Raw genomic sequence first — 23,454 nt, forward strand, 5'->3', positions numbered from 1 at the left:
CCCAGGAACAACAGCGCCTTGAAGAAGGCGTGGGTGAACAGGTGGAACATGCCCACCGAGTAAGCCCCCGCCCCCATGGCCACGAACATGTAGCCAAGCTGCGAACAGGTCGAATAGGCAACAATCCGCTTGATATCGTTCTGAACGAGACCAACCGTCGCGGCGAAGAAAGCGGTAGTGGCGCCAAAGAACATCACCACGGCCTGTGCGGTCGGCGCCAGTTCGAACAACGGAGACAGCCGCGCCACCATGAACACGCCGGCGGTGACCATGGTCGCGGCGTGGATCAGTGCCGATACCGGGGTCGGACCTTCCATCGCGTCCGGCAACCAGGTGTGCAACAAAAACTGCGCCGATTTGCCCATCGCGCCCATGAACAGCAGGAGGCAGGTCAGCGTCAGCGCATCGGCATGCCAACCCAGGAAATCGATGGTTTTTCCGGTTAAGCCCGGCGCACCGGCGAAGATGGTCTCGTAGTCGATTGAGCCGATCAACATGAAAACCGCAAATATGCCGAGTGCGAAACCGAAATCCCCGATCCGGTTGACGACGAAGGCCTTGATCGCCGCGGCGTTCGCCGACGGCCTCTGGTACCAGAATCCGATCAGAAGATAGCTGGCGAGTCCGACGCCTTCCCAGCCGAAGAACAACTGAACTAGGTTGTCCGAAGTCACCAGCATCAACATCGCGAAGGTGAACAGCGACAGATAGCTGAAGAATCTGGGTCGGTACGGATCCTCGTCCATGTAGCCGATTGAATAGACATGCACGAGCGAAGACACCGTGTTCACCACCACGAGCATCACCGCTGTGAGCGTGTCGACCCGCAGCGACCACGCGACCTGAAGATCCCCCGAAGTAATCCAGGGAAACAGCGGGATCCTGGCGTCGTGGTGCAAGAACCCGACGTCGATCAAGACCACCCAGGACAACACAGCAGCAACCAGCAACAAACCAGTGGTGATCAGCTCGGCGGCGCGGGAGCCGGCGGCCGGCGGCTCGATTGCATGTTCTCCATGGCCATTCCCGCCATGTGCCATCGGTTCGTCGTGCGCAACGTGAATGACCGAAGCATCCTCGTCGATACGCTTGCTGCCGTGCGAGGCCTTGTCGCGGCTATGGCTGTCGGCGGTATGCTCAACTGCGTCGCCGCTCGGATTGTGCGCGTGCGCACCAAAGATGGAGATCAGCCCAGCGACGATCGCGCCGATCAGCGGCAGAAACACAATTGCCTGGATCATCGACGCGCTAGCCTTTCATCAGATTGACGTCTTCGACCGCGATCGAGCCGCGATTGCGGAAGTAAACCACCAATACCGCAAGGCCGATCGCCGCCTCCGCCGCCGCCACCGTCAGCACTAGCAGCGCGAACACCTGGCCAACGATGTCACCGAGGAATGTGGAAAACGCCACCAGGTTGACGTTTACCGCAAGCAAGATCAATTCAATCGACATCAGAATGACGATGATGTTCTTGCGATTGAGAAAGATTCCGAGAATCCCCAGCGTGAACAGTATGGCGCCGACCGAAAGATAATGCCCCAGACCGATCGTCATTGTACCCACTCCGCGGCGTCCACATCCTGCAGTCCCTGCCCGGACGCCACTTTGCGCACGCTCATGGCGAGTTCGGGAGTGCGCGCATTCTGCACATTGATGTCCTGACGCTTGACGCTGACCTTATGCCGCAAAGTCAGCACGATGGCGCCGATCATTGCGACCAACAGAACCATGCCCGCTATCTGGAAGTAATGGATGTAGCGGGTGTAGAGCACCAGCCCCAGCGCCTCGGTATTGCTGATATTATTGGGAATGGCGGCCGTGATCGATTTTGCGGTTCCGGCATTTATGACCCAGCCACCGCCGACCAGCAGCAACTCCGCCAGAAATACCGCGCCAATAACGAGACCGATGGGCAGATATTCAAGGAAGCCTTCGCGCAGTTCGGCAAAATCAACGTCGAGCATCATGATGACGAAAAGAAACAGCACCGCGACCGCGCCGACATAGACGACCACAAGAATCATCGCCAGAAACTCGGCGCCCATCAGTACGAATAGCCCAGCAGCATTGACAAAGGCCAGGATCAGGAAAAGCACGGAGTGCACGGGATTGCGTGACACAATCACCATCACCGCCGAACCGACGCAGACGCCGGCGAGCAAATAGAAGAACAACGCGGGAAGGATCATGCGCTCACCTTACCGGTATGGCGCATCGAGTTCGATTGATTTCGCAATCTCGCGCTCCCAGCGGTCGCCATTGGCGAGAAGTTTCGCCTTGTCATAGTAGAGTTCCTCGCGCGTCTCGGTGGCGAATTCGAAATTCGGTCCCTCGACGATGGCATCGACCGGACAGGCTTCCTGGCACAGCCCGCAATAAATGCATTTCACCATATCGATGTCATAGCGCACGGTACGCCGGGTGCCGTCGTTGCGGCGCGGGCCGGCCTCGATGGTAATGGCCTGGGCCGGGCAGATCGCCTCGCACAGCTTGCAGGCAATACAACGCTCCTCGCCATTGGGATAGCGACGCAGCGCGTGCTCACCACGAAAGCGCGGCGAGATCGGCCCCTTCTCGAATGGATAATTCAGCGTCGGCTTGGGCTGAAAGAAATAGCGCATGGCGAGAACGAATGCCGATACGAATTCCGACAGCAGAAGCGAGCGCGCCGTCGCATTTATATTGAGCCTCATAGCGACCTCATTTCGGCGCGATGCCGGCGAATTGCAGCACGCCGGCAACGACAACGACCATCGCCAATGACAGCGGCAGAAACACTTTCCAGCCGAGCCGCATTAGCTGGTCGTAGCGGTAGCGCGGCACGATTGCCTTCGCCATCGCAAACAGAAAGAACATGAAGAATACCTTCAGCGCGAACCAGATCACGCCAGGTATCCACGTGAATGGCGCCACTGCGATCGGCGGCAGCCAACCACCCAGGAAAAGTATCGTCGCCATCGCGCACATGGTTGCGATCGCCACATACTCGCCGAGCATGAACAGGAGATAAGGCGTCGAGCCGTATTCCACCATAAAGCCGGCCACCAATTCCGATTCAGCTTCAACCAGATCGAAGGGCGGACGGTTGGTTTCAGCCAGCGCGGAGACGTAAAACACCACGAACATCGGGAATAGCGGCAGGATGTACCAGTTCAGGAAGGTCAGGCGCGGAAGCCCGATCAGGCTGCCGAGTCCATGGGCGTTCTGCGCCTCGACGACCGCGGAAAGGTTCAGTGAGCCCGCGCAAAGCAGCACCGTGATGATGACGAAACCGATTGAGACCTCATAGCTCACCATCTGCGCTGCAGACCGGAGCGCTGCCAGGAACGGATACTTCGAATTGGATGACCAGCCGGCCATGATAATGCCGTAGATCGACAATGATGAGATCGCAAAGATGTAGAGGATGCCGACATTGATGTCGGAAATAACCCAGCCGAGGTCCATCGGGATCACCGCCCAAGCCGCCAGCGCCAAAACGCAGGAGACGAGCGGCGCCAGCAGGAAGACGCCCTTGTTGGCGCCCGAGGGAATAATCGGCTCTTTCAAGACGAACTTCAAAAGATCGGCAAAGGACTGAAATAATCCCCACGGACCAACCACGTTTGGTCCTCGGCGGATCTGCACCGCGGCCCAGATCTTCCTGTCCGCCAGCAGAATGTACGCAATCGCGATCAGAAGCACGATGAGCAGCAGCAGACTTTCGGCGATCATAACAATCAGCGGCCAGAGAAAGCCGGTCCAGAATTCGCTTGCAAAGAATCCACCCATCAGGTCACGCTTACTCCGCTGCCGTCAGCATGTCCCCGGAGGCTAGTCGGGAACATTCCGCCATCACTGCTGATGCGCGCGCGATCGGGTTTGTCAGGTAAAAATCATCAACCGAAGACTTGAACGGCGCCCGATCGACGGTGCCGCTTTTACTGGCGAGCGCTCTGATATCGGCCGCGTTACCCGGTTCGATATGGTCGATCCGGATCAGGTGCGGCACCGCTTTGAACAATGCCTGCCGCAAGCCGGCAACCGAATCGTAAGCCAGCTTCTTGCCTAAGGATTCGGATAGCGCGCGGACGATCGCCCAGTCCTCGCGCGCGTTCCCCGGAGGAAAAGCCGCGCGGTTGGTCATCTGCACCCTACCTTCGGTGTTGACGTAAATGCCGGTCTTTTCGGTATAAGCTGCGCCGGGAAGGATCACATCCGCTCGGTGCGCGCCGCGGTCGCCATGGGTGCCGATGTAAACGACAAAGGTGCCATCCGGCATCTTGATCTCATCGGCGCCGAGCAGAAAGAGGACATCGAGAGTGCCGAATGTGGTCATCTGCGCCGCGTTCAGCCCGCCTGCGCCGGCGGAAAAGGCGATATCGAGCGCGCCGACCCGTGAAGCCGTGTCGTGCAGTACGCCGAAGCCATTCCAGCCCTCGATAACCCCGCCAGAATCCACCGCGAGTTTTGCCGCGAGCGCGAGGATGGCTGATCCATCGTGGCGAGCCACCGCTCCGCTGCCGACAAGCACGATCGGCTTCTTGGCTTTCCGCAGGACGTCCGCAAACGAATGCTTTCCGGCCGCGAGATCGCTCAGGGTGTCCGGACCGGCCCCGAGATAATCGTAGCTGTAAGTCAGGTCGGCTTTGGGCCCGATCACGCCGACCTTGAGTTGGCCGCTGCGCCAGCGTTTGCGGATGCGCGCGTTGAGCATTGCGGCTTCCCGGCGCGGGTTCGAGCCGACGATGAGGAGCGCGTCCGCCTGTTCAATGCCGGGGATGGTCGGATTGAAAATGTAACCGGCACGACCGGGGTTTGCCCCGAAGGCATCGGCGCCCTGCGCCGCAAGATTCACAGAGCCGTACTTGGCCAGCAAATCCTTGAGCGCAAACATTTCCTCTACTGCGGCGAGATCGCCGGCGATGGCCCCTATCCTCTTGCCATCGCTAAGTCTGACCTTGGCGGCGATAATGGCGAAAGCCTCAGACCAGGTCGCGGCGCGCAGCTTCCCGTTCTCCCTGATGTAGGGGCGATCCAGGCGCTGCGTGCGCAAACCGTCAACCACATGGCGCGTCTTATCGGAAATCCATTCCTCGTTGATCTCCTCGTTCACGCGCGGCAGGATCCGCATCACTTCCCGGCCTCTGGTATCCACCCTGATCGCCGAACCGACGCCATCCATCACATCGATCGATTGGGTCTTGCCGAGCTCCCATGGCCGCGCCGCAAAAGCATAGGGCTTTGAGGTGAGCGCGCCGACCGGGCAGATATCGACCAGGTTACCCTGCAGTTCTGAGGTCAGCGCCGTTTCAAGGTAAGTGGTGATTTCCATATCTTCGCCGCGCCCGGTGGCGCCCATTTCGGGTGCGCCACAAACCTCGGCGCAGAAACGGACGCAACGCGTGCATTGGATGCACCGGTTCATGGAGGTCTTCACCAGCGCGCCCAGGTACTTGTCCTCGACCGCGCGCTTGTTCTCGGCGAAACGGCTGGTGTCGACCCCGTAACCCATCGCCTGATCCTGCAGGTCGCATTCGCCGCCCTGATCGCAGATCGGACAATCGAGTGGATGATTGATCAGCAGGAATTCCATCACGCCTTCGCGCGCCTTCTTCACCATGGGTGAGCGCGTGGAAATCTCCGGCGGCTCGCCTTTGGGTCCCGGGCGGCAATCGCGAACGCCCCAGGCGCAACTCGCCACCGGCTTCGGGCCACCCTTGATCTCAACCAGGCACATGCGGCAATTGCCGGCTATCGAGAGGCGCTCGTGATAGCAAAAGCGCGGAATTTCGGCGCCAGCGGCCTCACACGCCTGCAGCAACGTGTATTCCGGCGGAACATCGATCTCTTTGCCATCGATGATGAGTTTGGTCATAGCTGCTTCAAGTCTTTCCCAGCTTGCAATCGGGTGGTGTGACCCTTGCGCTGTTCATGGACGCCTTCACCCATTGCTGGGTGTCAGGGCTGTAGGTCTCAAGATAGGTCGGCTCGGCCTGAGACTTTTCGCACAGGAACGGCAAGTGTGGCTTCAGGTCGTAATTGCAGGAGGCGACCCATTCCCGCTTGTCGGCAAAAGCGGCAGTCGCCTCCTCGCAAGCATAGAGGAAATACGAAACGAAACTTTCGTATTGAACCTTTTGATCATGGCCGCCAGCCTTGATCGCATCGTAATCCGGCGCCGAGAATTTCGGGTTTTTGAGCGCCAGATCTGTATAGCCCAAAAATGCTTGCCTCGCGCTGGTCGCACGATTATTCGAGCGAAGTTCGCTGATCTGAAACAAGATCGCAATGAAGCCGAGCAGCGCAACGGCTGCTTGCGCCATCTGCGCAAGCGTTCCGTATCTCTGCCACCAGAAAACAATCGGCTGGCCCATCCGCATCACTCCGCCGCGACCATATGCGCGGGATCGAGAATGCCGGCGTCATCGAGGTCCGCCTTGCGCGAATATTCGTCGATGCGCTGCTCGATCTCGGGACGGAAATGCGCGATCAGCCCCTGGATCGGCCAGGCGGCGGCATCGCCCAGGGCGCAAATGGTGTGGCCCTCGACTTGCTTGGTCACTTCCAGCAGCATGTCGATCTCGCGCTTGTGGGCCCTCCCCTCAGCCATCCGCGTCAGGACTCGCCACATCCAGCCGGTGCCCTCGCGACATGGCGTACATTGGCCGCAGCTCTCGTGTTTGTAGAAGTATGAGATTCTCGCGATCGCGCGGATCAGGTCAGTCGACTTGTCCATCACGATCACGGCGGCGGTGCCCAAACCCGACCGCAGCTTACTCAGACTGTCGAAGTCCATGGGCGTATCGATGATCTGCTCAGCGGGCACCATGCGCACGGACGAGCCGCCGGGAATCACCGCTTTGAGATTGTCCCAGCCGCCGCGGATGCCGCCACAATGGCGCTCGATCAGCTCGCGAAACGGAATTCCCATCGCCTCTTCGACATTGCACGGGCGCTCGATGTGGCCGGAAACACAGAACAACTTGGTTCCGACGTTGTTCGGCTTGCCGATAGCGGCGAACCAGGCCGCGCCGCGCCGAAGGATGTCCGGCGCCACCGCGATCGACTCGACATTGTTGACGGTTGTCGGGCAGCCATAGAGACCGACATTGGCCGGGAACGGCGGCTTGAGCCGCGGCATGCCCTTTTTGCCTTCCAGACTTTCCAACAGCGCGGTTTCTTCGCCGCAAATATAGGCGCCCGCTCCATGCGTCACATACAGGTCAAACGGCCAGCCAGTGACATTGTCCTTGCCGATCAGCTTCGCTTCATACGCCTGATCGACTGCGGCCTGCAGGTGTTCGCGCTCGCGGATGAACTCGCCGCGCACGTAGATGTAACAGACGTGAGCGCCCATCGCGAAGCTGGCCAAAAGGCAGCCCTCGACCAGAAGATGCGGATCGTGCCGCATGATCTCGCGGTCCTTGCAGGTGCCGGGTTCGGACTCGTCGGCATTGACCACGAGATAACTCGGCCGGCCGTCTGTCGACTCCTTCGGCATGAAAGACCATTTCAGCCCGGTGGGAAAACCCGCGCCTCCGCGTCCGCGAAGCCCGGAGGCTTTCATCTCGTTGATGATCCAGTCGCGGCCCTTCTCGACGATCGCCTTGGTGCCATCCCACGCACCACGCCGGCGCGCCCCCTCCAGTCCCCAGTCGTGGAGACCATAGAGGTTCCGGAAGATGCGGTCCTTGTCATCGAGCATGAATCAAAGCTTCCCGGCGATCATCGATTGGATTGCATGTAAGCGAGTCCGGCGGCGCATGCACCAAAGCTCCCGGCCCATAACAAGCTGGACTCAAGCGACGCACTCATTCCATAGCGCTGCAAAAGGAAAATGAACGCGGCCGCAGCCGCAGCGTGCAAACCGATATAGCGCCAGCCGTTCATCGCGCCCACACTCCACCGCCCGGCCGCGCGTAAGGTGCGGTCGCGCTTCATGCTGTCTCCTTCAACGTGGTGGGGCCACCCACCGGGGCGGAGAACTGCCGGTTGATCTGGGGCCCGGGCTTGGGCGGATTGCCGGAGGCAAAGCCGTCCAGCACCTTGCCGAAGCTCTCCTTGTTCAGGTCCTCGTAGGTATCCTTCCAGATCAGCACCATTGGCGCGTTCACGCAGGCGCCCAGGCACTCGACTTCTTCCCAGCTGAAATTGCCGTCCTTCGACAAATGGAAGGGATCGTGATGAATGCGGCTCTTGCATACTTCAATGAGGTCACCGGCGCCGCGCAGCCGGCACGGCGTCGTGCCGCAGACCTGAACGTGCGCCTTTTTGCCGACCGGCTGCAGCTGAAACATCGTGTAAAAAGTCGCGATCTCCAGCGCGCGGATGTATGGCATGCCAAGCAAGTCCGCGACTGCGCGGATCGCGGCCTCGGAAACCCAGCCGTCATGCTGTTCCTGCACCCGCCACAGGATCTCGATCACGGCAGAAGCCTCACGGCCTTCTGGATATTTTGCGATCTGCTTTTTGGCCCAGGCAAGATTTTCTGGCGTGAACGTAAAGTTCGCGGGTTGCAGTTCTTTCGGGGCAAGGCGACGAACGGACATTTTCAAACTCTCATTGCATGCGACGCGTTGCGTTCGCGTTCAGCGCATTGATCCGGTCCTGCCAAAATGCACTGGAAGTGCCGAACACGTTGTAGCCAACATGGGCAGAAACCTTGATGCGGTCTAGGATCGAGAGCTCGGTCGCGGTCTCAAGGCGATTTGAGCGTGGATCATGAACGATCAGCTTGAGCGGGGTCTGTTCGAGTATGTAACGCGAGACCGTGTGGTTCGGGTCGTTGCCGTGTTCCTCGCAAAAAACCACACTGTCGCCCTCCAGCAGCCGTTTGCCGCCCTTGATGGCATCGATCTCCACCCCTTCGACGTCGAGCTTGATCAGGTATTTTCCATCCGCCGAAATCGTGCCGTCATCGAGCATGTTATCGAGCGCAATGACCGGCACCTCCTCGCCATTGCCCTTCGAAGCGCCGGCGATGCTGAACGCCTCGTGCTTGCTGCCGGACAGCCGCGCTTTGCCGCGGGCAGCCCCGATCGCGCATTTCATGACCTCGAAACGGTTGCCGTTGATTGCGGCGTTGTTCCTGAGCTTAGAAAAATTCTGCGATGACGGCTCGATCGCGATCGCTTTGTGCGAGCCGTACGGTGCGCTCGAAACCAGCACCGACCAGTAACCAAAATTGGCCCCGCAGTCGATCAGCGTGTAATCGACGCCAGCGGAGTCGCGAAACAGCAGATCCAACTCGTCTTCATAACGGAAAGAACGATTGAGAAGCTTGCTCCAATAACCGTCGCCATAGGGAAATTCAAACGTCGCGTCGGCATTGAGCTTGATCGCAATGTCGCGCGTGGGCAGCGTTTTGCGCAGCAAATTGGCGCAGCTGTTGTACCCACGGTGTGAAAACGTCGATGCCATCTTCGAGCCTGACGATAATGCCAGCGCAGCCAAGCGTTCCCATGCATTGGCGCCCTCAAGCACGCCGGTCGTCCGGTCGAACCGAATGGGAGGCAGCGCAATCACCGATCTACCTCTCCAAACACGATGTCGATTGAGCCAAGGATGGCCGAAACGTCGGCTAGCAAATGCCCTCTGCACATGAAGTCCATGGCTTGTAGGTGGGCGAAGCCTGGCGCGCGGATCTTGCACTTGTAGGGTTTGTTCGTACCGTCGGCCACCAGATACACCCCGAACTCGCCTTTCGGCGCCTCGACCGCGGCGTAGATTTCTCCGGAGGGAACGTGAAAGCCTTCGGTATAGAGCTTGAAGTGATGGATCAGCGCCTCCATCGAGCGCTTCATCTCACCGCGCCTTGGTGGAACGATCTTGTTGTCCTGGACCGCCACGGGTCCCTGCCCCTCCGGCGCGCGCAGCTTCTCGATGCACTGCCTCATAATTCGCACGGATTGGCGCATTTCCTCCATACGGATCAGATACCGGTCGTAGCAATCACCGTTTTTACCGACGGGAATATCGAAATCCATTTCCGCATAACAGTCGTAAGGCTGGGCCTTGCGCAGGTCCCAGGCCGCGCCCGAGCCGCGCACCATCACCCCCGAGAAGCCCCACTCCCATGCCTGCTTGAGCGTGACCACTCCGATGTCGACGTTGCGCTGTTTGAAAATGCGGTTGGCGGTGAGCAAACGATCAAGGTCATCGACCACGCGAAGAAACGGATCGCACCATGCGCAGATGTCATCGATTAATTTTGGCGGCAGATCCTGATGCACGCCACCGGGACGAAAATAGTTTGCATGCATGCGGGCGCCCGAGGCGCGCTCATAAAAGACCATCAGTTTTTCGCGCTCTTCAAAACCCCACAATGGCGGGGTGAGCGCGCCGACATCCATGGCTTGCGTCGTGACATTCAACAGATGCGACAGGATACGGCTGATCTCGTGATAGAGAACCCTGATCAACTGCGCACGGCGCGGAGCCTCGATCCCAAGCAGCCTTTCGATCGCAAGACAGAACGCATGCTCCTGGCTCATTGGCGCGACGTAGTCGAGCCGATCGAAATACCCGATCGCCTGGAGATAGGTTTTGTGCTCAATCAGCTTTTCAGTGCCGCGATGGAGCAGCCCGATATGCGGATCGACCCGCGCGACCACCTCGCCATCGAGCTCCAACACCAGGCGCAGGACGCCGTGCGCGGCCGGATGCTGCGGTCCGAAATTGATCGTGAAATTTCGGAGTGCTGGTGCTTCGTTCATGATCAGACTTTCGGCCCAGCCTTCTCATCGCCCGGCAGCGGGTAGTCCGCGCCTTCCCAGGGCGAGAGAAAATCGAATTTACGGAACTCCTGATTCAGGCGCACGGGTTCGTAGAGCACCCTTTTCTCCTGGTCGTCGTAACGGACTTCCACAAAGCCGGTCAGCGGGAAGTCCTTGCGCAATGGATATCCCTCGAAGCCGTAATCGGTCAGCAGCCGCCGCATATCGGGATGGCCGGTGAAGATCACGCCGTAAAGGTCATAGGCTTCCCGCTCGAACCAGTCGGCGCCGGGGAACACCTCGATGATCGAGGGAACCTGCGTCGTCTCGTCGGCTTCGGCGCGAAGCCGAACGCGCGCATTCAATGTCGGCGACAATAAATGATAGACCACATCGAAGCGCTTCTGGCGTCCGGGATAATCCACCGCGGTCACATCGGTCAGGCTAACGAACCGGCAACCGGGATCATCTCGCAAATAACGTACTACCTCGACGATCTTGTCGGCCAGCACCGTCACCGTGAGCTGATTGAACGCGATCGCGTGCCCTGTGGCGGCACCCGGAAGCGCACTAACGATCGTCTGCCCCAGGGCGTCGAGCCTGCCGTCGTCCATTCCAAAAACCTTAGCGTTCGATGGTTCCGGTGCGCCGGATCTTCTTTTGAAGCAGCATCACGCCATAAAGCAGCGCTTCCGCTGTCGGCGGGCAGCCGGGCACATAGATGTCGATGGGCACGATCCGGTCGCAGCCGCGCACGACCGAGTAGGAATAATGATAGTAACCGCCGCCGTTTGCGCAGGATCCCATCGAGATCACATATCGAGGCTCCGGCATCTGGTCGTAGACCTTGCGCAGCGCCGGCGCCATCTTGTTGGTCAGGGTGCCTGCGACGATCATGACGTCTGACTGGCGGGGCGAAGCCCGTGGCGCGAAGCCAAAGCGCTCGGCGTCATAGCGCGGCATCGACATCTGCATCATCTCGACGGCGCAGCAGGCGAGGACGAACGTCATCCACATCAGCGACCCGGTCCGCGCCCAGGTGATCAGGTCATCCGCGGCCGCAACAAAGAAGCCTTTGTCCGACAGCTCGTGATTCACCTCGAGAAAGTACGGGTCATTGGCTCCGACCGGTTTGCCCGTGGAGGGATCAAGAATTCCGGTGGCGGCTGGTGCAACCGCCGAGAAGCCTTGTCGGGGGGTGGGGCTCAATCCCATTCGAGGGCCCCTTTCTTCCATTCATATGCAAAGCCGACAGTAAGGACTCCAAGGAACACAACCATCGACCAAAAGCCCGTCGCGCCGAGTTTTCCGAACGCGACCGCCCACGGAAACAGGAACGCAACTTCCAGGTCAAAGATAATAAAGAGAATGGCGACCAGGTAGAACCGAACGTCAAATTTCATCCGGGCGTCATCGAATGCGTTGAATCCACATTCATAGGCGGAGAGCTTCTCCGGGTCCGGCTGTTGAAAAGCGACCACGAACGGGGCGATCAGGAGCACCAACCCGATCAGGCTAGCGACGCCTATAAACACCACGAGAGGAAGGTAATTCTGAAGGATGCCGGTCATCGGCGGTGCCTGTTCCCGCGGTCGCTGATTCCCGCAGATTCGTTGATTGGAATTGTTCTGAGGCTTAGCGCAGCGCAACAAGGGGCGCAAGACAACGTATTTTGACCCGTTTTGACGGCGATTGGCGACTAGCGCCTCCAGTGGGCGAACGCCTGGACACGCCCAAGGTTGCGAATCTACGGAGGGAACAAGGTACGAATCTGGCAGGAAGAACTAGCGCTCCCGCCAATCCCGCCACGCTACTTTCTCTTCGGGGGAATGTAGTGAACCCACGAAACCATTTCGTGCGGTGCGTGAAACCGATCTGAAACAAAGGGCGGGTAAGTGTCACCTCAACGGAGGCGCCAGAAGGCGCCGGGAGGCTCACATGAACCACTCAATTCATTCCGCGGATCGCGGTACGCACCTAAAGATCGTGGTCGTCGCGCTCTTGGCGGGGATCTTGATGGCGGGATTGGGCATCTTGGCGCGACCGAATGTTGATTACAGCCAGACCGCGCATGTCCTCAAGCCGGGCAAGATGATGACGGTGACGAGTTCGGACGCGCTGGTCATCCGCTAACCCAACCACAATATTCGAGGCATCTGGCAATTCCGGCCGCCTGGTTTCACGCGCGCCGGCGCTGCCGAAGTAGGGGTCCGAATTCCACAAGCGGTGATAAGTCATTGAAATGGCGCGAGAGACGGGACTCGAACCCGCGGCCTCCGCCGTGACAGGGCGGCGCTCTAACCAACTGAGCTACTCCCGCGGATGTCGCAATCAGGTACTGATCCGCACAGAGGTGAGGGCTTAAAGGCGCTCTCTCTTTTAGTCAAGGTTGTTGCAAATCCTCCCGTCAGCCGGGCATTTGTTAGATGTCGATGCAAATAATAGGCTGTTTATAGGCAAAACAACACATGCAAGCCGCCTCCGAATCGTTTAAGCCCTGATACGTCTTAAGTTCCTAAGCCATCAACAACGAGGAGGGCCAGAAATGGCGAAGAAATCAGCGACCCCGACCACCGTCACGCTCAAGCATCTCGCGGCGGCAATCGCCGATGATCAGGAATTGTCAAAGAAGCAGGCCGAGGCCATTCTGAATGATCTGGTCAACCGGATCACCAAGCATCTGAAGAAAGGCGAGCGCATCCGCATTGTCGGCTTGGGAATCCTGCAGGTCCGCAAACGCGCGGCGCGCATGGGCCGCAATCCAGCTACCGGCGAAGCGATCCACATCAAGGCGAGCAAGAAGGTTGCCTTCCGCGCCGCCAAGGAGCTGAAGGAAGCCGTCTGATCTAGACGCGCTCTTCTAACCTGACTTTTGCGTCATTCCGGCGCGCATACAGCCAGCCGGGATGACGCCTTCCATAAAGAATTTTTCTCGTCACCACTCCGCGGTCTTGTCTGTGAGTTCAGCCCTGACGTTCACGCATTCCGTGACCGAGCGCTTTCTGCGCTATGTGGCAATCGATACCCAGTCCGACCCTTCCTCCTCGACTTGCCCGTCCACCGAAAAACAAAAAGATTTAGGCCGCCTGCTCGCCGCCGAGTTGCAGGCGATGGGAATCCAAGACGCGCATCTGGACGAACACGGTTATGTCTATGCGACGATCACTGCGAATACCGACAAAACCGTCCCGGTGATTTGTTTCTGCTCGCACATGGACACCTCGCCCGACTGCACCGGCCGGAACGTGAAACCGCAGATTACCCGCAACTACCAAGGCGGGAATATCATGCTGCCGGGAGATCCCAGCCAAATCATACGGGCCGAGGAGCATCCGGCACTCCGGGAGCTGATCGGGCATGACATCATCACCTCCGACGGGACCACACTTTTGGGTGCCGACAACAAGGCCGGTATTGCCGAAATCATGGATGCGACGGATTTCCTGATCAAAAATCCGCAGATCAAACACGGGACGATCAAGATCCTGTTCACGCCCGACGAGGAGATCGGCCGCGGCGTCGATAAAGTCGATCTTAAGAAGCTTGGCGCGGACTTTGCCTACACGATTGACGGCGAGAGCGCCGGCAATATCGAGGATGAAACGTTTTCGGCTGATGCCGCGACGATCTCGATCGAAGGAATCAGTACTCACCCCGGCTTCGCAAAAGGCAAGATGGAGCATGCGATCAAGATCGCCGCCGCGATCATCGATCGTTTGCCTAAAGATGGCTGCTCACCCGAAACGACCGAAGGCAAGCGAGGTTTTCTTCATCCGATCAGCATCGTCGGTGCTCTGGAGAAAGCCACGATCAGTTTGATCGTGCGCGATTTCGCGGACTCGGGATTGAAGCAGAAGGAGGATCTGCTGGAAAACATCATCAAGGAAGTGATGAAGGATTTTCCGCGCTCTACGTACCGCATGCAGATCAAACAGCAGTACCGCAATATGAAGCAGGTGATCGATAAGCACCCCGAGATCGTCGAGAATGCGATCGAGGCCATCCTGCGCGCTGGCCTCAAACCGGTGAAGACTTCCGTCCGCGGCGGTACTGACGGGTCACGGCTCTCGTTCATGGGGCTGCCCTGCCCCAACATCTTCGCAGGCGAGCACGCGTTCCATTCGCGGCTGGAATGGGTAAGTGTACAGGACATGGAGAAAGCTGTTCAGACCATCGTCCATCTCGCGATGATCTGGGAAGAGCGGGCCTAGCTCCTTCCGGAGCCGGTGCGGCAGTTATTCGGCAAGAGACGCATGACGGGCACATAAGCGTTTTGGTCAGGCGTTTGCTGTGACGATCCAAATCGCGGCGGGAAGATATACCGTCTCAGCCAGAACAAACGGTTCAAGTGCCTCGCGGATCGAATTCGTCGCGGCGGTGGTTACGGCGGGCGACTGCTCGGCAAGCGCACGCGAGGCAGGGCCGATTTCCAGAGTGCTTTGGACTGCCGCCTCGAGACCGCCTCCGACCGCGATATCAAGTGAAACGTTATACGGCTCCATGGCAACGTCCTGGAATCCGGACTCGCTCAGGATGCGGCGAACACGTTCCGCCGAAGCGAACGAGAACGGACCCGGATCGTCAGGCGCAGGCTGCGGAAGCCTTGGCGCGTGCCTATAGGCTGCCTGCAGCGGCACCATGAAAAACGGATTTTCCCGCGGCTCCCGCCAGCATACGAATGCGACCCGACCCGTTCGCCGCATCGCCCGGTGCAGATTGGCGAATGAAAGCGCCGGCTCGGCAAAAAACATTACTCCGAACCGGGAGACCACGAGATCGAAGTTCGCCTGCTCGAACGGGTAAACCGTCGCGTCCGCAAGCGCGAAATCGACAGGTAAGCCCGCGGGCGCGACTTGCCGCGCCCGCTTTAGCATTGCGGCCGAAACATCGATTCCGAGGACGTGTCCGGTGGGCCCGACCTTTTCAGCGAGCGCGAGCGATGTCGCGCCGCACCCACAGCCGACGTCGATAATCCGCTCGCCAGCTTTGGCGTTGGCGCGCTTAATCAATATCTCGGATATCGGCTTCAAGACGATATCCTGCGTTTCCTGCCGGTCGACCCAGCGCTGGCCGGCTGGCCCGTTCCAGTAGGCAATCTGGTCCGCGTTCAGTTCGTGAGCGCCAGGTATTTCCATTGCTTCTAGTTCGCCGGAGTGGTGGTTTTCGTCCGTTTCGCCGCAGAGGGCTTCGCCGTGCGCTTAGACGGGTTCTCCGTGCGCACGTTGCCCCATGGATCTGTCGGACCCTGGTCGGGTATATTGCTGAGCGATTTTCGGTAGGCCCTATCGGCTTCCTTCTCCGCCTGTATGTCCGGTGGCGACTTTGGCTTGCCTGTCTCTCCATATTTCGGAATAGGCTGGTTTTGGGCGTAAGCGGGCGCAACCAGTAGCGCGACAGAAGCCGCGGCGTAAAAAAGTCGCACTTGCACCTCCGCCCTCGGCATAAGAATAACTCATCGCATCTCATGCTGTCATCTGTCGGTTCGGACGACGATTTTTCAAGAATTTGTCTTGGATACGTTTTGACGCGTTGCACGGGCCAGCAGCGCGCGACAGCGCCTGTAATGGCGCGTCGGTCAGGAAAGCAGCCGCTTGTGGTTCTTCGGAGACGAACTGCGGGCCAGCCCATTGCGCGGGGTTGTTACGATGAGGAGGACCTAACCAATGGCACGTGCCCTGGTTAGGCCTTGAGCAATGCGGCTGGCGAACCTGTTAATGACCGGATCGGGTCGCGCTGGCGCTCCGGAAGCCTTCGGCACTTTTGATTCGAGTACGTCAAGCGCCTCCAAGGCTACTTTCAAAGCGAGTTGCATTTGTTCGATTTCGGCGACCCTCTTGGGATCGCAACGGGGCCGCTCATTCACCGGGGGAAACGAAAGGACCTGTGAGCGCGCCATGTCCTGCCGCAGGTTCATGAATCATCCTGAAAACACCGCAGAAAGTACGGCATCAATAGAAATCGGCGTTTCACCGAACGGGCTAAGAACGTTTTGTGAGAAAACTCGGCTTCCACTTCAGCTCCGAAAAGAGGACCGCCCCGCAGGGCGGTCCCTTGTCGGTTAGGCAGCCGGTAGCGGCGAGTCTTCGTTGGCAGCAACCGCCGCGCGCGCTTCAGCCACACGTTCTGGAGTGTGCGACGTGACGGGCAACTGCAGAACGGTTGCTCGCTGACCTTCCATGAGCTGCGTCACCAGCACCCAATTGCCGTCTGGAAACTCAATTGCGTCATGATGACGGTGGGGGATATGGGGGTCGATCGCCCCGAATTTTCCAACGCGGAAATCGATGGCTTTACTCCAGGTGCAGTTGTTGTCGTATTTTACGTCGTCGGCAAAAGCCAGTTCGGTTCCCGGCAACATGCAGACCGCCACCTCGGGCTCGCTTTCTGATGCGAATCCGCGGGTCGTCGTTCCTCGAAATCTAGTTGTGATTAGCGTCTCGCCAACCTGGGCGGGGCGTGTCGCTTGGGCGTGCAGGCTATAGTCACACATGGGATTGCTCCTCATTAGCGATAGCCAACCCGCGCCGCTCAGAGGCGCAGGCCTCTATCAGAGTGGACGAGAGCCGCTCTGCTCACTCATGCATGGCTCTCGACGATCGACGCTTACTTGCGCCAACAGGCAAAATCCTTGCGCGGTAGAGTTTGTTCCTTATTCGAACCTTAAATTTGATTGCCGACGTTCGGTACCGAACTCGGGAGCAGCGCTGTCGCATGCCCGGAGCTATCTGATTTCAATTGGGCGCCGTTATTCGAGCAACATCTTCCGGAGCGGGAGCCGCAGAAGCTTGCAAAGCTGCCGCTGGATCAGGCGATAAAATCCAGGCTCAGAACTCTGGCGTCCGCCGCTTCGGCTGCTTTGGCGGCTTCGATCCGGTTTTGGTCCGACTTGATGGTTTCGGAGTTTGCGTTTGCGGTCTGGTCCGCGACCAGCCGGATTTCCGCCTGGTTGACGACGATATGGGCCGGGTATGTGGGACCTATGGCGCTCATGTGCGTTACCTGCTGCACCTGCGCCTCCAATTTTGCAGGGATTCGTTCACGGCTTCTTAAGAGGCTGGGTTAACGACGTAACGATTCGCCGCCGACGAATACGGCGAAGGTGCGAAGTTCGCGGTGATGTAGTGCAGATGTAGCTCAAGATCGGCCGAGAATTTCGGCGCCGAACGGGCTTTCATCGCTCAGTGGAATGCACCCGCTACTCCGACCACTTGTCCGTCGATGCCGTTGAAGCCATGATGAGCAAACGCCTCGCAGGCGTCACCGGTTGCTGTGCCGCCGGTCAACCAAGCGACGCGAGCGCGGCCTCCTGCCCAGCGGATGAAGGGATCGACACCCGCCGGCAGCGTCGCGCGGCAACTATCCTCGCGATGATGAATGACGAGCGTCCGGGGTAACAGCGCCGGGGAGCCCAGTATCGATTTAACATTTTCAGCGCTGCCCGACTCCGGAGTGAGAAATCCGGAAGTCAGCACCAATGCGTCGGGTCTGGCGCCACCCGCGATGCCCCGCGCTGCGCGAATTGTGCCGCGGCTGGTCGCGATGACCGTGACGGGCCGTTTGATCGCCGCCATATATTGCACAGCCGTGGCTAGATTGACGCCCGCATCGACAACCAACACGGCTAGACCCCTCCTGGCATAAGCCGATCTGGTTCGCACCAGCTGGTTGCCAGTGAGTCCATTGATTTCGCCGTTCGCACCGGCGTTGATGGCGCCATTGCCCCCGGGCATCAGGATGACGCTCCCATGCGGCGCCTTCGGCTTCAGCAGCACAGCACGAGAGCCCCCAACGTCAACCGTCTCGTCAGCTCGCGCCGAGGTTAAGGTGGTGGCGCATATCAGCACGAACGCCCCAAACGTGCTCAGAAACTTGCGAAAGAACATGGACATTTCCTCTGCGCCGGCCGGATCAGAATCAGATGGGAGCGTACGATGCTACGGGCCTCACCGACAGCCTTCAACCTTAAGTTGTCACCCCGCCGCCAGAACTCACTCATTCCACATTCCCGGGAGGGTAGTGTCAATTAGCGCACAAAAAGATAGCGGATTGACTTTGGCAGGCCCGGTTTATAGGCGCGGAGCACCGGAATGGAGTTGAGGGAGAGCTGCCACGACACACGCGCTGTTTGATTGGAAACCGCTCTCGGCCAATTCGCTGACGAGACGTGCAGGATCGAACCAATTGCAAATCCCTTCGGACCAAAAGTGTTACCTATGTCCTCGGAATGAAACGTAACCCATGTGTCCGGAACGGACCATTGGATTTTTGGTCGGGGCAGCTGGATTCGAACCAACGACCTGCAGTACCCAAAACTGCCGCGCTACCAGGCTGCGCTATACCCCGATTGATGTGAAGCGATGTGGATACACGCTTAGGGCTCAGCCAGCAAGGCAGCTATGGACCGTTTCAGCGCCCATTAAAGAGCGGATGCGCGACCCGGTCGCCGGGTTGGATGCCGAATTTTTTGGCGGTCCCGGCGACAACCTCCAGCACCCCTTTCGCCAGCCCCCGCGATGAAATGATTTTGGTCGACAAAGGCTCCGTGTTTTCAGCAATCCGGAGGATGCGACCATCGGGTCGGATAAAAATCATGTCGAGCGAGACATACGTGTTCTTCATCCACATCGAGACTTCCTCGGCGGGAGAGAAATCAAACAGCATCCCCTTACCCTCGGGTAATTCCTTGCGGTACATCAGGCCGGTGGTCTTTTCTTCTTCGGTTGTGGCCAGCTCGACCGAGAATACCTGCACGCCGGACTTCGTGATGATCTCCAGCGGTTCAATCTTTGCCGCTCGCGCGGTGGACATTGAGAATGCACAAAACGCAACAAACAACGCGACCACAGCAAACCAGATCGAGCGCCGCGGACGCGCCGACCCAACACATCGATTCAAATCCATAGCTTTAGCTGACCTCGTGAAGGATGCTTGGAAAGACCTGCTTGCAAACACGTCGTTGCAAATTCGTTGCAACTATTTTTGCAAGAGGCTCTCTTGCAATGACCCACCCCGACATCGGAAGAAGCGGAGTGCTTGTTGGGAAATTGCGGGGGCGACCCTAGCCCGAGGATGATGGCAAATACCAGACCGGGCGAAGGATCATTCGGTTAATCACCCTGCCCGCCGGACTTTGCGGGAGGTGTTCGGCGCTTAACTCCGCCGGTTTTTCCTCGGTCCAAACCGAAAGTATTCGCCCGGAGGCCTACCAGAGATGCCGCCGCGATCCGATTTAACCTGATCGTATCGCGAGCTAGTGCGACGACAATGCAGGAGATCCGTGTTCTGGATGGATTTCCGCAGCCATCATGCCCTTGGAACCCGGCCCGAACCGCACCAGAACGAACTGGCCCGGGCGCAGTTCGGTCATTCCAAAGCGGCGCAGCGTTTCCATATGCACGAAGATGTCAGGAGTCCCTTCGCCGCATGTCAAGAAGCCGAAGCCGCGAAGCCGATTGAACCATTTGACCTGCGCCCGCTCCAGGCCGCTGGTTGGGGTCACGCTGACGTGGGTTCGCGGGGGCAGCATTTGCGCCGGGTGAATCGCGGTGGACTCATCCATCGAGAGTATTCGGAACGCCTGATAGCCTTTGGCGCGCTGCACACATTCGCAGACCAGCCGCGCGCCCTCATAGGCGGTTTGATAGCCATCCCGCCTCAGCACAGTGACGTGCAGAAGCACATCGGGCCAGCCATTGTCAGGCACGATGAAGCCGTAGCCCTTTGACGCATCGAACCATTTGATGACGCCGGAAATTTCGACAAGGTTGGCGGCGCTGTCGCCGAGCCCCGAAAGCGCATCAAGCGTCGGGTCGCGCTCGGCGCTGCCCGAAAATTCGCTCGACCCTAACCTGTTCGGCCCCGCTCCGCCTGGCAGGACACCAAGCTTCTTGGACTCAATTCCGTCCGACCCCATGACCCCGGACCCCACACATCATCTGCAGCCCGTCAATTGACGCGACGGCCCCAAACACGCGCCCATCTATGACTCTTCATCATGAAGCCACGCGAATCTTTCGAATCAAAAGATAACACTCTCGCTTGCCGCGCATAGACAAAAAACAAACTTTGCGGAAGCTATGAACAGCTTGCGTGCCGGCGAATCAAATCCGCAATCAATTTCCGACGAACGGCCCAAGCGTCTCGCCGATATCATGTCGAATGACGATATCGGCTATATCGTCTTGTTCGGTCGGCTCATTGTTGATGATTACCAGTTTCGCGCCGCAGTTTTTGGCCATCATCGGAAAGCCAGCGGCCGGCCAGACAACCAGCGAAGAACCGATCGACATAAACAGATCGCAGCGCTGGGCTAACTCGGTGGCGCGGCTCATCGCGTCTTCTGGCATCGCTTGTCCGAACGAAATAGTCGCTGTCTTGACCGGTGCGTCGCAGTCCGTGCAGTCGGGCGCGGCGCCGCTCGCCTCGAAGCTTTGCCTGACCCAAGCAAGATCGTAGGACCGGGCGCAGCCAATGCAACGGGCGTAGGTGGTGTTGCCATGAAGCTCGATGACATCATCGTCAGCAACGCCCGACAACTGATGTAAATTGTCGATGTTCTGCGTGATGATCGCCGGAACCTTGCCAGCCCTGTAGAGCGAAGCAAGCGCACGATGACCTCGCCCTGGTCGGGCCTGGGCGAAGGTCGGCTCCATCGCGAAACGGCGCCGCCAGGATTCAGCCCTGGCGTCAGGACTAGCAACGAATTCGTCAAACGAGATCGGTCGGTTACGGGTCCATAATCCGCCGGGCGAGCGGAAGTCGGGGATTCCACATTCGGTCGAAATACCGGCGCCGGTAAAAGGAATGATTCTGGATGCGCCTGCGATCATCTCTCCAAGCTGCTCCACACCGTCGCGAAGATCCGTTGCAATCATGGGTGAATATCCGAGCGGGTTGAAGTGCTGACTCTAGCATACCCGTTCGTTCGCTGCTGCCGCAGGCGGAGCAGTCCCGAAATTTCGCAAATTAACGAGCCCCCGGATACGAAACGCTTTTGACATCCGCTGCCGCGGCCCTGATCACAATTCTGCAAGGGAGGTGTCCCATTCGCGCCCGAATCGCAACCGCTTTTGTGATGAACAGGTATCAGGATGAATCAGGAAATGAGCGAAGACGAATCCCGCCCGCGCACAGAGCGAGACAAGATCGCCGAGCGCGTTGCGAACTTCAAAGCCACCCAGCAAAAATTCCAGCGGGAGCGCGATGCGTACTGCGCAACAACGCTGGAGGAAGCCCGACAGCCCAGAATGCGCATAGATTTCAAGCCTTCGGCGAGTTGAACCCAATCCATTCGATAAGCCCGGAGCAATGTTCCGGGCTTATTCGATACGCGCTCGCGACTTATAGCGCATAAGAAGAGCGGCCCGTATGAGCCGCTCTTTCTCCATTTCTGACGAGTCATTATGGGCAGGGATGCCGCAAGCCGTCGTATCCGAGGTAAGTTCCGGACGCGGGATCGTACGACCTGTAACGCTGCGCGCAATACGCGGGATCAGCACCACCAGAGACTACGTAGCCAGGTGCTACGTCATAATCGTCATACGCATAGTCGTCATAGTAGTACGGATCGTAGTAGCCGCCGTACCCGTAACCGAGGCCAACGCCGACAGCAAATCCCGGGCCGAAGCCGCGGTGGCGGAAGCCACGACCGTCATGGAAGTTGCGGTCGCCGCGGAATTCACGCCCGGCGAATTGGCCGCCACTGCGTCCGTTGAAGCTTTGGAACTGGGCGCCGTTTCGTCCAGAGAAGTCCGCGCGTGGGCCCGCACCGATACTCGCCTGAGCGCCGCTTACCGCGCGTCCGCCCCCACCGACCTGCATTCCGCCACCCATGCCGCCGCCACCTCCGCGCATGCCACCGCCGCCTGCCATGCCACCGCCGACACTTGCATGAGCGCCAGCGCCAACACCGCCGCCGCCACCGCCACCGCCGTGGTGCTGAGCCAGCACCGGAGTGGCGATTGCCAAACTGAGCGACAGGGCTGTCGCGCCGATAATTCCGAATTTCGTCATAGCGCATCTCCACAAAAGGTATCGAGCAAAACATCAGCCCTGGCGGATGGTTCCGGTTCCGAGGTCATTTTAGGCAGTCGTGACATCTACTTGCCGAAACCTCCGGAGCGAAAACCCCCGAAACAAACCGGAAGAAGTTCGCCGTAAATCAAGCAATCTCGTTTGCGCCCGAAATTGTGAACGATGACATTCCCTCCGCTAGGATGGCCAGAGCTGACGGAATCGCAAAGCCTCCACGTTTTCCTCGATCCCGGAATTGCCGGACGTGCCCGCCCCGTAATTTGCTGGTATTGAAATCCGCTGAAACAAAACCGTTCTTCAATTCTCCAGGGAGTAGGAAAGATGCGTTATCTTCACACCATGCTGCGCGTCCGCAATCTCGATGCCGCGCTGAAATTCTATCAGGACGCGCTGGGATTGAAGGAGGTCCGACGAGTCGACAACGACAAGGGCCGATTCACATTGGTGTTTTTGTGCGCGCCAGAAGACGAAGGATTGCTGAAGGCGGCGAAGGGACGCGGCGCGCCGCTGGTTGAACTCACGTATAATTGGGACGAGGAAAAATACGGCGAAGATCGATACTTCGGCCACCTCGCGTATGAGGTCGATGACATTTATGCGACCTGCGACCGCCTCATGAAGCTCGGGATTACCATCAACCGCCCGCCGCGCGATGGCCAGATGGCTTTCGTCCGCTCGCCGGACCTGCATTCTATTGAGCTGCTGCAGAAGGGCGATGCCA

The 23,454-nt window shown here is 58.8% G+C and carries 28 protein-coding genes and 2 tRNA genes; 4 read left to right on the top strand and 26 right to left on the bottom strand.

The features are described from left to right. The 15 genes from nuoL to VJV58_RS00675 all read right to left on the bottom strand — a co-directional run. The coding region (gene nuoL / locus VJV58_RS00605; RefSeq protein ID WP_324135368.1) for an NADH-quinone oxidoreductase subunit L at positions 1–1,241 on the bottom strand (1,241 nt) is incomplete at its 3' end. 7 nt (positions 1,242–1,248) lie between these two features. Beyond that, positions 1,249–1,557, bottom strand: a complete 309-nt coding sequence (nuoK, locus tag VJV58_RS00610) for an NADH-quinone oxidoreductase subunit NuoK (protein ID WP_324135369.1) — start codon at positions 1,555–1,557, stop codon at positions 1,249–1,251. After that, positions 1,554–2,192: an NADH-quinone oxidoreductase subunit J gene (locus tag VJV58_RS00615; protein ID WP_324135370.1), complete on the bottom strand. Its 639-nt coding sequence runs from the start codon at positions 2,190–2,192 to the stop codon at positions 1,554–1,556. Before VJV58_RS00615 ends, nuoK begins: the two co-directional genes overlap by 4 nt. 9 nt (positions 2,193–2,201) lie before the next feature. Then, the gene (nuoI, locus tag VJV58_RS00620) at positions 2,202–2,696 is read right to left on the bottom strand and encodes an NADH-quinone oxidoreductase subunit NuoI (protein WP_324135371.1); all 495 of its coding nucleotides are present in this window, start codon (positions 2,694–2,696) and stop codon (positions 2,202–2,204) included. 7 nt (positions 2,697–2,703) lie between these two features. Further along, positions 2,704–3,774 carry an NADH-quinone oxidoreductase subunit NuoH gene (gene nuoH, locus VJV58_RS00625; RefSeq protein WP_324135372.1) on the bottom strand — a complete coding sequence of 357 codons (1,071 nt, stop codon included), beginning with the start codon at positions 3,772–3,774 and terminating at the stop codon, positions 2,704–2,706. A 10-nt stretch (positions 3,775–3,784) separates the two neighbouring features. Continuing rightward, positions 3,785–5,860, bottom strand: a complete 2,076-nt coding sequence (nuoG, locus tag VJV58_RS00630) for an NADH-quinone oxidoreductase subunit NuoG (protein ID WP_324135373.1) — start codon at positions 5,858–5,860, stop codon at positions 3,785–3,787. 7 nt (positions 5,861–5,867) lie between these two features. Further along, entirely contained in the window at positions 5,868–6,359 is a 492-nt protein-coding gene (locus VJV58_RS00635; protein ID WP_324135374.1) for a hypothetical protein, read from the bottom strand. 5 nt (positions 6,360–6,364) lie between these two features. Beyond that, positions 6,365–7,690 carry an NADH-quinone oxidoreductase subunit NuoF gene (gene nuoF, locus VJV58_RS00640; protein WP_324135375.1) on the bottom strand — a complete coding sequence of 442 codons (1,326 nt, stop codon included), beginning with the start codon at positions 7,688–7,690 and terminating at the stop codon, positions 6,365–6,367. A gap of 20 nt (positions 7,691–7,710) precedes the next feature. Further along, a complete protein-coding gene (locus tag VJV58_RS00645; RefSeq protein ID WP_324135376.1) occupies positions 7,711–7,926 on the bottom strand; it encodes a hypothetical protein in 216 nt (71 codons plus the stop codon). After that, positions 7,923–8,534: an NADH-quinone oxidoreductase subunit NuoE gene (gene nuoE / locus VJV58_RS00650; RefSeq protein WP_324135377.1), complete on the bottom strand. Its 612-nt coding sequence runs from the start codon at positions 8,532–8,534 to the stop codon at positions 7,923–7,925. The genes VJV58_RS00645 and nuoE overlap by 4 nt, the downstream gene beginning before the upstream one ends. A gap of 10 nt (positions 8,535–8,544) precedes the next feature. After that, positions 8,545–9,507, bottom strand: a complete 963-nt coding sequence (locus tag VJV58_RS00655; RefSeq protein WP_324135394.1) for an FkbM family methyltransferase — start codon at positions 9,505–9,507, stop codon at positions 8,545–8,547. After that, complete coding sequence (locus tag VJV58_RS00660) at positions 9,507–10,700, bottom strand: NADH-quinone oxidoreductase subunit D (RefSeq protein ID WP_324135378.1); 1,194 nt, start codon at positions 10,698–10,700, stop codon at positions 9,507–9,509. The genes VJV58_RS00655 and VJV58_RS00660 overlap by 1 nt, the downstream gene beginning before the upstream one ends. 2 nt (positions 10,701–10,702) lie before the next feature. Further along, positions 10,703–11,314: an NADH-quinone oxidoreductase subunit C gene (locus VJV58_RS00665; protein WP_324135379.1), complete on the bottom strand. Its 612-nt coding sequence runs from the start codon at positions 11,312–11,314 to the stop codon at positions 10,703–10,705. 10 nt (positions 11,315–11,324) lie between these two features. Beyond that, positions 11,325–11,915, bottom strand: coding sequence for an NADH-quinone oxidoreductase subunit B (locus VJV58_RS00670; RefSeq protein ID WP_324135380.1), 591 nt, complete (start codon positions 11,913–11,915; stop codon positions 11,325–11,327). Further along, complete coding sequence (locus VJV58_RS00675; protein ID WP_324135381.1) at positions 11,906–12,271, bottom strand: NADH-quinone oxidoreductase subunit A; 366 nt, start codon at positions 12,269–12,271, stop codon at positions 11,906–11,908. Before VJV58_RS00675 ends, VJV58_RS00670 begins: the two co-directional genes overlap by 10 nt. 367 nt (positions 12,272–12,638) lie before the next feature. Here VJV58_RS00675 and VJV58_RS00680 point away from each other — a divergent pair, with 367 nt between their 5' ends. Beyond that, the gene (locus VJV58_RS00680) at positions 12,639–12,833 is read left to right on the top strand and encodes a hypothetical protein (protein ID WP_324135382.1); all 195 of its coding nucleotides are present in this window, start codon (positions 12,639–12,641) and stop codon (positions 12,831–12,833) included. 110 nt (positions 12,834–12,943) lie between these two features. Here VJV58_RS00680 and VJV58_RS00685 read toward each other — a convergent pair. Next, positions 12,944–13,020 (bottom strand) — tRNA-Asp (locus tag VJV58_RS00685). A 225-nt stretch (positions 13,021–13,245) separates the two neighbouring features. Between VJV58_RS00685 and VJV58_RS00690 the strand changes: the two genes are divergently transcribed. Together VJV58_RS00690 and pepT are read left to right on the top strand one after the other, a co-directional pair. Continuing rightward, positions 13,246–13,545 (top strand): HU family DNA-binding protein, encoded by a 300-nt coding sequence (locus VJV58_RS00690; RefSeq protein ID WP_324135383.1) that lies wholly within the window; start codon positions 13,246–13,248, stop codon positions 13,543–13,545. A 61-nt stretch (positions 13,546–13,606) separates the two neighbouring features. Continuing rightward, positions 13,607–14,911: a peptidase T gene (pepT, locus tag VJV58_RS00695; RefSeq protein ID WP_324135384.1), complete on the top strand. Its 1,305-nt coding sequence runs from the start codon at positions 13,607–13,609 to the stop codon at positions 14,909–14,911. Positions 14,912–14,977: 66 nt separating this feature from the next. Here the strand turns inward: pepT and VJV58_RS00700 are convergent, their stop codons facing one another. The 10 genes from VJV58_RS00700 to VJV58_RS00745 form a co-directional block, all read right to left on the bottom strand. Further along, positions 14,978–15,835, bottom strand: coding sequence for a class I SAM-dependent methyltransferase (locus VJV58_RS00700; RefSeq protein ID WP_324135385.1), 858 nt, complete (start codon positions 15,833–15,835; stop codon positions 14,978–14,980). Positions 15,836–15,840: 5 nt separating this feature from the next. Then, complete coding sequence (locus VJV58_RS00705) at positions 15,841–16,122, bottom strand: hypothetical protein (RefSeq protein ID WP_324135386.1); 282 nt, start codon at positions 16,120–16,122, stop codon at positions 15,841–15,843. Positions 16,123–16,758: 636 nt separating this feature from the next. Then, entirely contained in the window at positions 16,759–17,190 is a 432-nt protein-coding gene (locus VJV58_RS00710) for a hypothetical protein (protein WP_324135387.1), read from the bottom strand. A 314-nt stretch (positions 17,191–17,504) separates the two neighbouring features. Further along, positions 17,505–17,690 carry a hypothetical protein gene (locus VJV58_RS00715; RefSeq protein ID WP_324135388.1) on the bottom strand — a complete coding sequence of 62 codons (186 nt, stop codon included), beginning with the start codon at positions 17,688–17,690 and terminating at the stop codon, positions 17,505–17,507. Positions 17,691–17,878: 188 nt separating this feature from the next. Then, positions 17,879–18,583 (bottom strand): alpha/beta hydrolase, encoded by a 705-nt coding sequence (locus tag VJV58_RS00720; protein WP_324135389.1) that lies wholly within the window; start codon positions 18,581–18,583, stop codon positions 17,879–17,881. Positions 18,584–18,966: 383 nt separating this feature from the next. Next, positions 18,967–19,043: transfer RNA gene (locus VJV58_RS00725), tRNA-Pro, on the bottom strand. A 63-nt stretch (positions 19,044–19,106) separates the two neighbouring features. Continuing rightward, positions 19,107–19,508, bottom strand: coding sequence for a DUF192 domain-containing protein (locus VJV58_RS00730; protein ID WP_324135395.1), 402 nt, complete (start codon positions 19,506–19,508; stop codon positions 19,107–19,109). 442 nt (positions 19,509–19,950) lie between these two features. Beyond that, positions 19,951–20,613: a cold-shock protein gene (locus VJV58_RS00735; protein WP_324135390.1), complete on the bottom strand. Its 663-nt coding sequence runs from the start codon at positions 20,611–20,613 to the stop codon at positions 19,951–19,953. Positions 20,614–20,812: 199 nt separating this feature from the next. Further along, positions 20,813–21,574 (bottom strand): SIR2 family NAD-dependent protein deacylase, encoded by a 762-nt coding sequence (locus VJV58_RS00740; protein WP_324135391.1) that lies wholly within the window; start codon positions 21,572–21,574, stop codon positions 20,813–20,815. A 526-nt stretch (positions 21,575–22,100) separates the two neighbouring features. After that, positions 22,101–22,712: a BA14K family protein gene (locus VJV58_RS00745; protein WP_324135392.1), complete on the bottom strand. Its 612-nt coding sequence runs from the start codon at positions 22,710–22,712 to the stop codon at positions 22,101–22,103. 342 nt (positions 22,713–23,054) lie between these two features. Here VJV58_RS00745 and VJV58_RS00750 point away from each other — a divergent pair. After that, on the top strand, positions 23,055–23,454 hold a 400-nt coding region (locus VJV58_RS00750), incomplete at its 3' end, for a VOC family protein (protein ID WP_324135393.1).

The organism is Bradyrhizobium sp. (assembly GCF_035273305.1).
In the GTDB taxonomy this organism is placed as follows: domain Bacteria; phylum Pseudomonadota; class Alphaproteobacteria; order Rhizobiales; family Xanthobacteraceae; genus Bradyrhizobium.